Origin of the sequence: Ensifer sp. BR816 (assembly GCF_000378985.1) — a bacterium.
Classification (GTDB): Bacteria; Pseudomonadota; Alphaproteobacteria; order Rhizobiales; family Rhizobiaceae; genus Sinorhizobium.
The window spans coordinates 4,646,572-4,659,373 of record NZ_KB905370.1; the positions used below are offsets into that span (position 1 = coordinate 4,646,572).

Here is a 12,802-nt window from a genome sequence, read left to right on the forward strand (position 1 = left end):
AAGATGACAATTAATGACTGGTGAATGTTCGCTTCAGGTGCTGATTAATGCTGACGTCTGACGACCTTGCCTTCTTTTCAGTGCTGACAGGCTCGAAATCTCTCGCCGAAAGCGCGAGAAAGCTGAACGTTACGCCTCCGGCGGTGACACAGCGCCTGCGCGCGCTGGAGGAGAAAGTCGGGGTGCGGCTGATTGACCGCTCCGGACGGCGGCTGCGGCTTACGGAAGAGGGCTCGTTGGTCGCTTCGCACAGCGTTATCGTCAGCGAGGCCATCGATTCGCTTGCCGAAGCCCTGTCTGATCGCAGGGGTGTGGTTCGCGGACACCTCAGGGTCGCCGCACCACACGGGTTTGGACGGCTCTATGTGGCCCCGGTCGTGGAAGCGTTCGCACGAGAGCACGGTGGTGCGACCGCTAGCCTGCAGCTGTCCGATCATCCGGCGGCTCTGCTCGTTGAAAGCTATGATATTGTTGTTCACATCGGGGCGCCGGGGCATCTGGACCAGGTCGTTACGACATTGGCGCCCAACCCTCGAGTACTTTGCGCAAGTCCGACGTACCTCGACTCGGCACCGCCCATTTCATCGCCCGCAGATCTTGCTCAACACCGTTGTCTTGCCGTTCGGGAGAACGACGAGGACGTGACGCTGTGGCGCTTCAAGGGGCCGCGTCAGGAGATTGCGACGGTGCGCGTCAATCCGGTCATGTCGAGCAACGATGGTGCCGTCATCCGCGAGTGGGCGCTTGCCGGGCAGGGCATCATGATCCGATCGGAGTGGAACGTGGCAGAAGATCTCGCTGACGGACGGCTGCGGCAGGTGCTGGCCGACTGGAAGCTCCCATCGGCCGACATCGTCGCGATGCTCGGCTCGCGGCACGGGCGAAGCGCCCGGACTGCGGTCTTCCTGACAATGCTTCGACAGGCGCTGAAGCCGCCGCCCTGGCAAGCCGCTCGCCCGGAACCGGGTCGTCAATAGCCCAGGATGGCTTTCGTCTCGAGATACTCCTCGAGCCCGTGCACGCCATATTCGCGACCATTGCCTGAGCGCTTGTAGCCACCGAACGCGGCCGCCCCGTCCCATGCCGGATAGTTGATATGAACCTGCCCGGCCCGGATCCGGGAGGCAACCCGCCGTGCCCGCTCCGGATCCGAGGACTGGACATGGGCCCCCAGTCCATAAACTGTGTCGTTGGCGATCGCGATTGCCTCTTCTTCGTCCCGGTAGGGCATGATCGCCAGCACCGGCCCGAAGATCTCCTCGCGAGCGATGCGCATCTCTGGCCGAACCTCGGAAAAAATAGTCGGTTGCGTGAAGAAGCCTCGATCCAAGCCGGCCGGACGTCCCAGGCCGCCGCAAACGAGTTTTGCGCCTGCGTCGATTCCTGCACGGATCATCGTCTGCACCCGCTCATACTGGGCGCGATTGGCGACCGGCCCCATGGTGGTCTCGGAATCGCGCGGGTGGCCGACGCGGATGGCGCGCGCGGATTTGCTAGCCAGATCCTCGACCTCGGCGAGCCGATGGGCGGGTACGAGCATGCGTGTCGGGGCGCTGCATGACTGGCCGACATTGCGCATGCCGGCAAGGACTCCTTTCGGTACCGCCTCGCCAAATTCGGCGTCGTCGAGCAGGATGTTGGGTGACTTGCCGCCAAGTTCCTGGACCACCCGCTTGACCGTCGGGGCCGCCGCCTGTGCGACGAGTACTCCCGCGCGAGTTGAGCCGGTGATTGAGATCATGTCGACATCTGGATGGCTGGAAAGAGCTGCGCCAACCCTCTCTCCAGTGCCGTTGATCAGGTTGAACACTCCTGGCGGAGTACCGGCGTCGTGCATCAGTTCGGCGAAGAGCAAGGCGCTGTAGGGAGACAACTCACTGGGTTTGAGGACGACGGTGCAACCCGCCGCGATGGCTGGGGCAAGCTTGGCAGTGATCTGGTAGAGTGGCCAGTTCCACGGGGTGATCAAAGCACAAACGCCGATCGGCTCCTTGGCCGTTGCGGTGTGCCCATTAATCGCCAGGAATGAATAGTTCTGAAGCACGTCCATCTGGACGCGAACGTGTTCGGCAGCGAAAAAAACCTGCGAGGCACGCGCGAAGCTGATCGCTGCGCCCATCTCCATGACGAGGGTCTCGGCGAAGAGTTCCGCTCTCTCCTTCAGCAGTGCATGCACCCTGCCGAGCAGCTCGAGCCTCTCGGACACAGATGATTGAGAGAAGGCGGGGAAGGCCTTGCGCGCTGCCGCAACCGCAAGATCGACGTGACTAGCGTCTCCGGCGGCGATACGCCCAATAACCCGTTCCGAGGCGGGATCAACGACGGGCAGACGTGGTGTGCTCGCGCATTCTTGCCACTCCCCGCCAATATAGAACTGGGTTCCTCGTTCGGTTATCATGGTTTGAACCTTTCGACAGTGCAATGCGGCCGGGGCGGGCCTACGTTAGAAGCATGCCCCATTTCACTTGAAGACAACAATTTATGTCGCCTGAATGTCGGCTTAAGAGGAGCGTTAACAAAAGCGTCCACGCGCTCGATGTCGAGCGATAGCAGATCTGAACGTGGCTTCTTTCGGGTGAGGTCAAAAACACGATGTGCCTCTGCTCTGCGGCACTCTATTTTCGGATCACAGAGGAGAGAGCAAAGGCAGTCAGCGTATCGCGCACCCCGGGCATCTCGGCTATAAGCTGCCAAATCTGCCGGATGCGGTCAGCCTCGGGAGACTCGACCCTGACGAGGAGATCGAAGTCACCAGTCATGACGTCGCAAGCCACGACTTCCGGGATTTTCCGCAGCGCCTGAATAACGTCGCCACCCCTCATGCGATCGTGCCGATAGACGAAGATCAGGGCCGTCGTAACGTGTTGGCTACTCCCCCCATCGCCGGTGACGATCGTATATCCTTTGATGAAGCCTTCGCGCTCAAGTCGTTCGATCCGCACTCGCACGGCGTTACGCGAGAGATTCACCTTCGCCGACAACTCCGCGTGCGAGATCCGGGCGTTGGCCTTCAATTCGACAAGTATCTGTTCGTCGGTTCGATCGAGAAGATATTTCATGGGGTCGGTGCCGGTCGATTAGCCTGTGATTTCGGGCGTTACCGATCGATAAGCTACCACGGCGATTTCCGGTAGGAAGGCTCTTTCCTTCTGGCTCGCAAATCGCTTCGAGGTCGAAGCCATTATGAAGCCCGGCAATGCCTCCTTTTCCGCGCCGGTCAGGCTTCGAACCTCTTCATAACCCTGTAGTAGGGCGCGCGCCCGCTCCTTGTTCAGTTCTCCGTTGGTTTCGCCCGCCCAACCGACAAGCACATCAGCAACCTCCGATACCAGCACATCATCGTGCCGCAGCCTGAAATTTATGACCCCGCTTACTTCCTCTCCAAGAAAAAAGACATTCTCTTGGGCCAACGCGCCATGAACTGCCCCAGTTGGGAGATCCGTTGATGTGCGTTTTACCTTTCGTTCCAAGACCGCGTGGATTTGAGCCATCACACGACCCAGGCTTCGGCATTTTGCCGCGCCGGCAATGGTCGATGAGGAGCCCGGTACGAAGCTGACTATGGCAACCAATCGACCTGCGGCCCGGCACGTGGCGTGGCCTTCGACGGTGCGCAGCGGCTTGGGGCAGGGGACGCCCTTTCGATAGAGCGCCTCCATCGTTTCGAAAGCTCTTTCCAGATCTAAAGGCTGGGCTCCGTTCTCGAAAAGCGTAACGATGAATTCGCCTTCCTCGGCGCGAAACAGGTAGGTCGTCTCGCTGTCGCCGTCAGCGATCCCGATCACTGATGAAAGCGACCTAAACCCATAGGCTGCGGGGATAGACTGGCGATCTTCTTCAGACAGCTCGGTAAAAACAGCCATTTTCCTCCCCTGTTTGGCTGACGAAATCACCGCCATGTTTGCAGTCGACGTCGACTTCAATTTCCCTCGATGCATCGCTGCAAAATATCCATCCCCGCGCCAGAGTTTGGCTGGGTTCGGGGAAGTGTTTGAGCCGAAGGTCAAAACGTCGAAGTTGGGCTCGGCTCGATGCGCATGGACGTCATATAGAACATCAGTCCGAAGGGACCCGATCAAGTCTGGAGAAGCGGCGTCTGCTACCGCTTCAGCCGATTGATGCAAACGACCTTCGGCTGGGTCATGTCTTCATAGGCAAACCGAACGCCTTCACGTCCCATGCTGCCATATTTGAAGCCGCCAAAGGGCATCGCGTCGAACCGATAGTCGGACGAGTCATTGATCATGACGCCCCCAGCGTCGATTTGGTTGGCGGCATGAAGAGCCTCCTCCAGATCGTTGGTGAAGATACCAGCGTGGAGGCTGTATTCCGGACTGTTTGCCAGCTGAATTGCCTCCTCCAGTTCATCGAACGGCTGCAGGATGACAATCGGTGCAAAGACCTCCTCAATCCACAGGTCGCACGTTGCTGGCGCGTTCTCCAGTACTGTTGGCGGGTAGAGAGTGCCGGAGGGGTTGTGCCCGGAAAGGAGCGTTGCGCCAGCGGCGATTGCGCGCTCGACCATGGCAGCAGCTCGGCTGACCGCCTTTTCGGAAATCATCGGGCCTACGTCAGTTTCCGCTTCCATCGGATTGCCGGTCTTGAGCTCGGCAGTCCGAGCGACGAACTCTGCCTTGAAGCGCTCGTAGGCGGGCCGCTGGACCAGAATCCGCTGCGTGCCGATGCAGTTCTGGCCCGCCGCCCAGTAGGCACCCGACACGCACCCTTCAACCGCCGCGTCAAAATCGCTGTTTTCCATGACGATAACCGGTGCATTTCCGCCGAGGTCCATCGCGAGCTTTTTGATACCGGCACTCTTCGCGATGGCCTCGCCGGTCGAAAAGCCACCGGTGAAGGAGATCATCCGAACATCTTTGGCCGAAACGAGGGCTTTGCCCAGGTCCGCCCCGCCGACAGCTACCGTGATGACTTCCTCCGGCAACCCGCTTTCGTGCAGCACTTCCACCAGCTTGATGGCCGAGAAAGGCGTAAGTTCCGAGGGCTTCAGGAGTACCGCATTGCCACCGGCGATCGCGGGGCCGAGCTTGTGGGCCACAAGATTAAGAGGGTCATTGTAAGGCGTGATTGCAGTGATGATGCCGAGCGGCTCCCGTGTGAACCAGCCTTGACGGGATTCCGAGCCTGCATAGGAATCGAAGGGGATCACCTCGCCAGCATTGCGCTTGGCTTCGTCCGCCGAGAGCTTCAACGTATTGACACACCGCGTAGCTTCTTTGCGGGCCTGGGTGATTGTCTTCCCCGCCTCGCGCACGATAAGGACTGCAAATTCCTCCTTGCAGGCTTCGACGATCGCTGCCGCCTTTTCGAGAATTTCGGAGCGCTTATGACGGGGCAGGGACCGTGCGACCTGCGCACCGCGATTGGCGCGCTCAAGCAGCAGGTTCACGCTGTCGGCGCTGGTCTCAGAAACCGTTCCGACAAAGCTGCCGTCGAAGGGATTGCTGATAATGATCTCGTCTACGGAGGTCTTCTTGCTGAGGGCCAGGCTCTGCATCATGCGGCCTCTTTCGCAGCGGCGGCCGCCTGAGCTTTGTGGATGGCGACAATATCGGACAGCAGCGCATAAGCGGTCTCGATCCGGCCGGCGCCAGGGCCGGTGATTGTGACAGAGCCGAGCAGTTCGGTGTTCAGCGATACGGCATTCGTCGCGCCGTTTACACCAGCGAGTGGATGCTCGAAGGGAAGTTGCTTCGGAGAAACACTGCCTGTTACCGTCCCGTCTTCATTCCGAACCGCCGATCCGATTAACTTCCAACGGCTATTTCCTGCTTTCGCGTTTTCAATATCGGAAGGAGAAAGCTTGGAGATTCCCGTGCACGTGACCTCTTCGGGCTTGAGGCTTGCTCCCAGCAGCTCGTTTGCCAGGATCACCACCTTGAGGCGAACGTCAAAACCTTCGACATCGGCAGTTGGATCGGCTTCCGCATAGCCGAGTATCTGGGCTTCCTTGACCGCAGTGGCGAAGTCAAGGCCGCCTTCCATACGGCCGAGGACAAAGTTCGAAGTGCCATTCAAGATTCCCTCGAAACCCTTCACCTCTGCGCCGGCGAGCGCCTTTTCCGCCATGCGGATCACAGGGGTTCCACTCATGACGGAGCCTTCATATTCGAAATGAACGCCATTCGCCTTTGCAAGGGCCTTCAGTTCCCGGGCAGCGATCGCGACCGGCCCTTTGTTCGTGGTGACGACATGCTTGCCGGACTGCAGGGCCCAGCGGCAGTGGGAAACAGCTGGCTCGCCGTCCTTCGGGTTTGTAAATGTCGCTTCCACGATGATGTCGGCAGGCGCCGTCTTGATGATTGTCTCGTTGTCGGCTTCCGCGCTGCCGCCAGAAAGCTGCCCGAACCCGCCTTTCGCGAAGTTTGCTTCAATGAGGGTCTTGGCATCGAGCCCGTTGGGCGAAATAACAGAGCCAAGATAGAGATCGCTGACGGCGACAATGTTCAGACGGAAACCGAGGTCCCGTTCCCACAGCGGGTTTTTCGTCGCTATGAGCTCGGCCAAAGCGCGATTGACGCCACCAAACCCGATAAGAGCAATGTTGTAGGTTGTCATTTGGATCCTCCGGCGAAGCATTGTGTCCGCAATGATGAGATGCGGACCGCTCCGTCGGAACGGTACAAACAGACCAATCTGCTGTGCGTTTTGCTCATAGCGCCGCCGTCTTGCATGATGGCCTGGGGTTGATGATTGAGAGCGCTCAACCCTCAGCCAGGACGGCAAACCCGCAAATGGGCTCAGATCATCGCTGCACCCTCACCACGGGCGCCAGTGCCGCGCGAGCGGCATCATCCTTGGTACCAAAGCAGATACGCAAGGTTCAGCAATAGTATTTCCTGGGCCAGATCATCATTGAGCCTGACGCGTGGAAAACCTGAAATGCGACACCCTCCGCGGACCAAGGCGCCAGTTGAGTGCTTGCATTTCAGCTCAACGCATGGCCGGCCAAGCCATAGACCCACGGCTCGTTTTCTTTTCGGTTCAGAAACCGGCGGCCTTTGGACATGGTCGTATCCGTCTCCGAAATCGCGAGTCGGCACTGCTGCAGAAATTCGGCAAACGCCCCGGTGTCACGCGTGTCGACGCGGGCGAACTGTCCTGCCAGCCGCTTCAAATGCATGGCCGTGAGATGGATTGCGTCACCATCATTGCTTGCCACTATCGGGCCGACGACCTGGCCCCGCCCGAACTCACGACACATGGAATAGCCGACAAGTTCGCCACCCCGTCGCAATACGCAAATTGAAGCGTTCTCCGAAAGCAGTGCGAGTAGCTTCCCGCGATCTACGCCGAAGGCCCGCGCATCGAGAGCGGTGATCTCGTCGAGCTCTTCCCTTGACGGTTCACTCAACTCGCCGTTCAGGGGTGGCAGCATCGGAAGCGTCGGTGCGACGTCTCCCTGGTACTGGTATACGATCGCTTCCTTCGTGAAGCCGAGCGAAAGGTACAGCTTATAGGCCGCATCGGTGGAATTTAGGCTCAAATTGCGGCCGGCGCAGCGTTCAAACACCTGTTCCATGAGCCATCGGGCGTTTCCCTGCGCTTGCGTGCGCGGCGATGTGATCACCAGTCCGACCGTGGCGAAGTCGTCCCCGTGAGGGAACCACATCGCGCTTCCGAACACGCGTCCGATACCATCAACGGCGACGATGCCGTGGCCGGCGCGACGCAGGAAATCCCAATCCTTGGGCCGGTGCGGCCAACCAACGCCGATCGACAACGCGTGAAGCAAACTCACGTCGACATCGTTGATATCCCGCGCAATCAATTCAAAGGATTTCAGGCGCACTGATTTTTGCATTTCAGCCTAATCCGCTCCGATCATCGGAGGCCCAACTCTCGGTCAAACAGTGTCTTTGATCCCACGATCCCACCGCCGATTGCAACATAGCTACAATATTGCACGCAGCGGCCGGCGGGTTTCACTGTTCGCGTCAACTATTCGAAATCTTCAGCCGAAGCGAGGCTATGTTCGGCAGAGAAAACTCCTGCCTCGGCTTAACCTGACTGTCACGCGTCAACTCAGAAGGCAAGGTCCCCATGAACGTCGAAGAGATCCTCGCAAGGTTGATCGCATTTCCCTCTGTCGTGGGCACTCCAAACAGCGCGATTGTCGATTGGATTCGTTCGTACTGTCTGGCAACGGGGGCTGAAGTGACGGTCCACCCCGGCCCCGAAGGTGACCGGTCTAATCTGTTTGCCACCATTGGGCCGCGCGAGGGCAGGGGTTATATTCTGTCTGGCCACATGGATGTCGTGCCGGCCGGCGAACGGAACTGGAGCTCGGATCCTTTCGTCCTGCGCAGAGAGGGGGATAAGCTGCACGGCCGCGGCACGACCGACATGAAAGGTTTTCTCGCCTGTGCTTTGGCCGCATTGCCGAAGCTTGCAGGCATGAAGCTACAGCGGCCGGTCCATCTTGCCTTTTCCTATGACGAAGAGGCGGGCGCCCGCGGTGTGCCACACCTCATCGCTGCGTTGCCGGGCCTGTGCGATGCTCCGCTCGGAGCGATCATCGGCGAGCCGAGCCGCATGCAGGCCGTGCGGGCACACAAGGGTAAGGCGGCCGTGCGGCTGGAAGTGATCGGGCGTTCGGGGCATTCCTCCCGCCCCGATCTGGGCCTCAATGCGGTTCATGCGATGGCCAATCTGATTACCGAGGTCGTGACCTACGGCCAATCGCTCACAAAAGGGCCCTTCAACCATGATTTCGCGCCGCCATACTCGTCGTTGCAAGTTGGCGTCATCGCTGGCGGTCAGGCGGTCAACATCATTCCCGACCGCTGCACGGCTGATATCGAGGTCCGCGCTGTGCCAGGTGTTTCCCCGTCATCCGTGCTCGAGCCGGTAAGGACCCGGCTCGCCGCTCTGCGCGACAGCGGGTTCGATGTGGGCTGGCACGAGCTGAGCACCTATCCTGGGCTGTCGCTTGCCGAGGGAAGCGAACTCGCCGCCCTGCTGGGGACGTTGACGGGGCACGAGCCGCTTGCGGCAGTGAGCTATGGCACCGAGGCGGGGCTTTATCAGCAGGCCGGCATCGACGCGATCATTTGCGGCCCGGGGGATATCGACCGCGCCCATCGTCCCAATGAATACATTGAGATCGGCGAACTCGCGGCGTGCCAGAAGATGATCGAGGATCTCGGCAAGCACCTTGCCGCATGATGAAAGAGGGTGAATTCCATGGCATTTCTCTTCAATTCCGATGCCGCACGCGGGGCAGTTTTTCGTGAGCTCTTTGCGCGCGAGCTCCCGGATGTGGAATTCTTTCATCACAGCGAAAGCGTAGACCCGGACACGGTGCGTTATCTCCTGACCTGGACCGTTCCTGACGACATCTCGCGCTATCGCAATCTGCAAGTGCTGTTTTCCATCGGCGCAGGCGTCGATCAGTTCAAGCAAGACGGCGTCCCCGATGATGTAAAACTCGTTCGCATGGTCGAGGATGGCATCATTCGAATGATGCAGGAGTATGTTGCCCTCGGTGTGCTGACGCTGCACCGGGAGTTGCCTGCCTATCGGGAGCTGCAGAAACGGCAGATGTGGCAGGCTCTTGCCGCTCCGCGGGCCACCGAACGACGCGTGGGCTTCCTGGGTCTTGGCATGTTGGCCCAGGCAGCAATCGAACGCTTGAAGCCGTTTCAGTTTCCGCTATCCGGATGGAGCCGCGGCAGAAAGAAGCTGGACGGCGTCACCTGCTTCCATGGAGCAGATGAACTTGCCGGCTTTCTGATGCAGACAGATATTCTCGTCTGTCTGCTGCCGCTGACCGACGAGACACGCGGCATCCTCAATGCCGAGCTCTTCTCGCTGCTGCCGGTGGGCGCACGGCTGCTTCATGTTGGCCGAGGCCCGCAGCTTGACCAGGCCGCCCTTATCGAGGCGCTCGACAGCGATCATCTGGCCGCAGCAATGCTCGATGTGACAGATCCCGAGCCGCTACCGCAAAACCATCCACTCTGGTCCCATCCGAAGGTGGTGTTAACGCCGCATATCGCCTCCGTGACGCAACCGCATACGGCAGCACAAGCGGTCATAGAAAATATCCGACGACACCGCGCCGGAGAAAGTCTGGTCGGCCTCGTCGATCGGACACGCGGCTACTAAAATGCACGCCGCGAAGTTTGCGCGCAAACAGAAGAGCCTGTGGTTTGCGCTACTAAACGCAGGAGTTGTTGCGAAACAAGAACGCTTGTGCCGCTGCTCATCCGCAGAAGCGGGCGTACACTCTAGCTATCCGAAGCGGGCTTAGATTAGCATGAAGGGTGTGCAGCGATGAAATTCGCCTCCTACTGGCATGATACCTCCGTTCCATTCGCCGGGGGCGTGGTCGGGCCCGTCGCCGGTGACTTCGAGGTTGCTGTGATCGGTGCCGGCTTCACCGGCCTCAGTGCTGCGCGCAAGCTCGCGAAGTCCGGGGTAAAGGTCGCTTTGCTCGAAGCCGAGCATGTCGGCTATGGCGCGTCAGGCCGCAATGGCGGGCACCTCAACAGTGGACATTTCGCGAGCTTCAGTGCCGCCAAGCGCCATTTCGGGGAAATCCAGGCGCGCCGGTTGTGGCGTGCCTACGATGACTCGATCGACATGATCGAAGCGCTCATCGAGGAGGAAAAGATCGACTGCAACTTCCGTAGAGGCGGAAAACTCAAGCTCGCATCCAAGCCCTCTCACGTCGAGAAGCTGCAGGCGATGTGCGAAGAGATCCGCCGCGAGGTCGACCCGTCGGCCGAATGGCTCACTCGTGAGGATCTTCGCAACGAGGTCCGTTCGGATGCGTTCCACGGGGCGATCCTGTCTCCGAAATCCGCCATGATGCACATGGGCCGCTACGCCAATGGTGTGGCCAATGCCGCCCATCGTTATGGTACGGCGATCTGGGAGCGAAACCCTGTCATTGGCCGCGAACGCGCAGCAAATGGTTGGAGGCTAACAACGCCGACCGGCTCGCTTACCGCTCGCCAGGTCATTCTGGCGACTGACGCCTATACATCGGCCGCCTTCGGCTATTTCCGCCGAAGGATGATGCCGATCGCTTCCTTCATCATCGCCACGCGCCCGCTCACCAAACAGGAGATTGCCGCGACTGTTCCGGGAAACCGCAACTTTACCAACTCGCTGAACATCGCGAACTATTTTCGCCTGACGCCGGATAACCGTATGCTGTTCGGCGGTCGGGCGAGATTTTCGGCCGAGTCGAACCAGAAGACCGACGTCAGCTCCGGTCAGCTCTTGCGCAAGCAGATGGTCGGCATATTTCCGCAGCTTGAGAGCGTCGAGATCGACTATTGCTGGGGCGGCCTCGTTGGATGCACCCAAGATCGTTATCCCCGGGCTGGCAGCGCCGAGGGTGTGCTTTACAGCATGGGCTATTCGGGACACGGAGCTCAGCTGTCGACTTTCATGGGTACCGCGCTCGCCGATATGGCGATGGGGCGCAAGGATGCCAATCCGCTTGAGGGCATGGCGTGGCGGGCCGTGCCGATGCACACCGGCACGCCTTGGTTTCTGCCAATTGTGGGTGCCTATTACCGGATGAAGGACATGCTTCCTTGAACTATGAGACGACGGTCGGGCGTGAGTTGAAGGCGTTCGGCTTCGCCAAGCTGTCGGCCGGCACAATAACCATCCTGCGCGGGCACGAGTGCCAAACCCCTGTCGGCCAAGGTTCGCGTTCGGCGCGGTCTGGGTCTCACAAAAAATGTGGCTACCGTCGGGGCCCGTTCGACGGCAGCCAGTTTACCCTGGGAGGAGGGGAGGGGACATTCGCGTGGATGGCTTTGATACGCTTGGCCTCGGGTCTCCATCCAACGAGTGATATCTTACACAGCTGCATGAGCGGTGGGCTGCGGCGTTTCGGGGGGTCGCCAGCATGTTGTTTGGTTTGTTGGTCGCCATGAAGCTAATTTAGCTGAGGCTTGCCTTGTCCGGTTGGCAGCGCGTACGCGTTCGATCTCCGACCGACGATGGAGCAGGGCGCAAAATATGCCCGTCAAGGATGTTCAAAGGCCTGAGCGGCGCTAGCAGGGAACCGCGCCAGAAACGGATAGGCGCACGTGACCGCTTTCCACAACGCAATGCAGCCGCTTCGGGTCGAAGCTTCGCTCAGCAGGCCAGCGGCCGGCGCTTTGAGGCGAAGCGCCGGCCTTGAGCGCTACAGCTCTACTTGCTCAGAAATGGCAAGGGCGTCATCCACCTCTATTCCGAGGTATTGCACGGTGCTCTCCAGCTTCTTGTGGCCGAGCAAGAGCTGGACGGCGCGCAGGTTGCCTGTCTTCTTGTAAATGTGGGCCGCCTTCGTCCTCCTCATCGAATGCGTGCCGTAGCGCTTCGGATCAAGCCCGATGCTCGACACCACCGTTCGACGATCCGGCCATACTGCCGCGTCGACAGGTGCGGCTTTGCGTGCACTCGGCTGGGAAACAGGTAATCCCGTTCACCGAGCCTCCGACGTCCGATCCAGGCACCGACAGCCTCCCGCGTTTGATCGGTCAGTTCGAATTGCACTGGTCGGCCTGTTTTCCGTTGGATGATGATCGCCCGGTCGCGCACCCTGCCGGAAATTGCAACATCGGCAACTGAGATCGCGACGAGATCACAAGCCCGCAGTTTGCTGTCGATCGCGAGATTGAACAGCGCCAGGTCGCGCACCGCACTCGACATCTGCAGGCGGGTTTGGATGGCCCAGACCTCCTTCGGCTTCAATGGAGGCTTCTGGCCGATGATGCGGCCGGAGTTCCAACTAGACATAGCCTTTCTCCCAAAATCCACCCTCCACTGCCGC

Annotated in this window: 10 protein-coding genes and 1 pseudogene; 4 read left to right on the plus strand and 7 right to left on the minus strand. The window is 59.8% G+C overall.

The genetic code is table 11. From position 1 onward, the window contains the following. The first annotated feature begins 47 nt into the window (after positions 1 to 47). Positions 48 to 977, plus strand: a complete 930-nt coding sequence (locus RHIBR816_RS0122235) for a LysR family transcriptional regulator (RefSeq protein WP_018238811.1) — start codon at positions 48 to 50, stop codon at positions 975 to 977. On the opposite strand, the gene RHIBR816_RS0122240 is transcribed toward RHIBR816_RS0122235, so the two are convergent. The 6 genes from RHIBR816_RS0122240 to RHIBR816_RS0122265 form a co-directional block, all read right to left on the minus strand. Then, on the minus strand, positions 971 to 2,398 hold the full coding sequence (locus tag RHIBR816_RS0122240; protein WP_026187304.1) for an aldehyde dehydrogenase family protein: 1,428 nt from the start codon (positions 2,396 to 2,398) through the stop codon (positions 971 to 973). The two genes, RHIBR816_RS0122235 and RHIBR816_RS0122240, sit on opposite strands and share 7 nt — an antisense overlap. A gap of 217 nt (positions 2,399 to 2,615) precedes the next feature. After that, positions 2,616 to 3,059: an Lrp/AsnC family transcriptional regulator gene (locus RHIBR816_RS0122245; RefSeq protein WP_018238813.1), complete on the minus strand. Its 444-nt coding sequence runs from the start codon at positions 3,057 to 3,059 to the stop codon at positions 2,616 to 2,618. An 18-nt stretch (positions 3,060 to 3,077) separates the two neighbouring features. Then, positions 3,078 to 3,863: a phosphotransferase gene (locus RHIBR816_RS0122250; protein ID WP_026187305.1), complete on the minus strand. Its 786-nt coding sequence runs from the start codon at positions 3,861 to 3,863 to the stop codon at positions 3,078 to 3,080. 236 nt (positions 3,864 to 4,099) lie between these two features. Continuing rightward, positions 4,100 to 5,515, minus strand: a complete 1,416-nt coding sequence (locus RHIBR816_RS0122255; protein ID WP_026187306.1) for an aldehyde dehydrogenase family protein — start codon at positions 5,513 to 5,515, stop codon at positions 4,100 to 4,102. After that, positions 5,515 to 6,576: a homoserine dehydrogenase gene (locus tag RHIBR816_RS0122260; RefSeq protein WP_018238816.1), complete on the minus strand. Its 1,062-nt coding sequence runs from the start codon at positions 6,574 to 6,576 to the stop codon at positions 5,515 to 5,517. The genes RHIBR816_RS0122255 and RHIBR816_RS0122260 overlap by 1 nt, the downstream gene beginning before the upstream one ends. Positions 6,577 to 6,946: 370 nt before the next feature. Next, a complete protein-coding gene (locus tag RHIBR816_RS0122265; RefSeq protein ID WP_026187307.1) occupies positions 6,947 to 7,822 on the minus strand; it encodes a GNAT family N-acetyltransferase in 876 nt (291 codons plus the stop codon). Positions 7,823 to 8,061: 239 nt separating this feature from the next. Between RHIBR816_RS0122265 and argE the strand changes: the two genes are divergently transcribed. From argE to RHIBR816_RS0122280, 3 genes are all read left to right on the plus strand, one after another. Then, entirely contained in the window at positions 8,062 to 9,186 is a 1,125-nt protein-coding gene (gene argE / locus RHIBR816_RS0122270) for an acetylornithine deacetylase (RefSeq protein WP_026187308.1), read from the plus strand. An 18-nt stretch (positions 9,187 to 9,204) separates the two neighbouring features. Then, entirely contained in the window at positions 9,205 to 10,128 is a 924-nt protein-coding gene (locus RHIBR816_RS0122275; protein ID WP_018238819.1) for a glyoxylate/hydroxypyruvate reductase A, read from the plus strand. 168 nt (positions 10,129 to 10,296) lie between these two features. Then, the gene (locus tag RHIBR816_RS0122280; protein WP_018238820.1) at positions 10,297 to 11,574 is read left to right on the plus strand and encodes an FAD-binding oxidoreductase; all 1,278 of its coding nucleotides are present in this window, start codon (positions 10,297 to 10,299) and stop codon (positions 11,572 to 11,574) included. A 598-nt stretch (positions 11,575 to 12,172) separates the two neighbouring features. On the opposite strand, the pseudogene RHIBR816_RS0122290 reads toward RHIBR816_RS0122280, so the two are convergent. Beyond that, positions 12,173 to 12,768: pseudogene (locus RHIBR816_RS0122290) on the minus strand (tyrosine-type recombinase/integrase). Positions 12,769 to 12,802: the final 34 nt, after the last annotated feature.

Excerpts from the sequence above, each read along its gene's own strand:
- RHIBR816_RS0122265 (WP_026187307.1), bottom strand. The coding sequence starts at position 7,822 with ATGCAAAAATCAGTGCGCCTGAAATCCTTTGAATTGATTGCGCGGGAT.
- RHIBR816_RS0122240 (WP_026187304.1), bottom strand. The coding sequence starts at position 2,398 with ATGATAACCGAACGAGGAACCCAGTTCTATATTGGCGGGGAGTGGCAA.
- RHIBR816_RS0122255 (WP_026187306.1), bottom strand. The coding sequence starts at position 5,515 with ATGCAGAGCCTGGCCCTCAGCAAGAAGACCTCCGTAGACGAGATCATT.
- RHIBR816_RS0122250 (WP_026187305.1), bottom strand. The coding sequence starts at position 3,863 with ATGGCTGTTTTTACCGAGCTGTCTGAAGAAGATCGCCAGTCTATCCCC.
- RHIBR816_RS0122235 (WP_018238811.1), top strand. The coding sequence starts at position 48 with ATGCTGACGTCTGACGACCTTGCCTTCTTTTCAGTGCTGACAGGCTCG.
- RHIBR816_RS0122280 (WP_018238820.1), top strand. The coding sequence starts at position 10,297 with ATGAAATTCGCCTCCTACTGGCATGATACCTCCGTTCCATTCGCCGGG.
- RHIBR816_RS0122260 (WP_018238816.1), bottom strand. The coding sequence starts at position 6,576 with ATGACAACCTACAACATTGCTCTTATCGGGTTTGGTGGCGTCAATCGC.
- RHIBR816_RS0122245 (WP_018238813.1), bottom strand. The coding sequence starts at position 3,059 with ATGAAATATCTTCTCGATCGAACCGACGAACAGATACTTGTCGAATTG.
- RHIBR816_RS0122275 (WP_018238819.1), top strand. The coding sequence starts at position 9,205 with ATGGCATTTCTCTTCAATTCCGATGCCGCACGCGGGGCAGTTTTTCGT.
- argE (WP_026187308.1), top strand. The coding sequence starts at position 8,062 with ATGAACGTCGAAGAGATCCTCGCAAGGTTGATCGCATTTCCCTCTGTC.